Below are 327 nucleotides of genomic sequence, written 5' to 3'. Positions count from 1 at the left end.
CCCCACCGAGTGCCGAGCATGCGTATCGGAGAATTGGCCGCAGCCTGCGAAGTGAGCCGTGACACGCTGCGTTTCTACGAACAGCGCGGGCTGATCGCCGCACGCCGCAATGACAACGGTTACCGCGACTACCCGGCCGAGACGGCGCAGCTGGTCACCTATATCCGCACGGCCCAGCGCCTGGGATTCAGCCTCGGCGAGATCGGCAGCCACATCGGCGAGCTGTGGCAGGCCAGTGACCCGGACCAGGCCGTCACCCGGCTGCTGCAGGACAAGCTGGCGTTGATCGAGCAGCGCATCGAGGAGTTGCAGCACCTGCGCGGCGAG

At 67.0% G+C, this 327-nt stretch carries 1 protein-coding gene; it reads left to right on the top strand.

The window, feature by feature from the left end; translation table 11 throughout:
- Positions 1-18 precede the first annotated feature (18 nt).
- A partial coding sequence (locus J0A65_RS26760) for a MerR family transcriptional regulator (RefSeq protein ID WP_206597201.1) occupies positions 19-327 on the top strand: 309 nt, incomplete at its 3' end.

Source organism: Bowmanella yangjiangensis (genome assembly GCF_017255015.1).
Taxonomy (GTDB): Bacteria; Pseudomonadota; Gammaproteobacteria; order Enterobacterales; family Alteromonadaceae; genus Bowmanella; species Bowmanella yangjiangensis.
The sequence above is the reverse complement of the archived record's forward strand: the minus strand, read 5'-3'. Positions and strand labels throughout refer to the sequence as shown.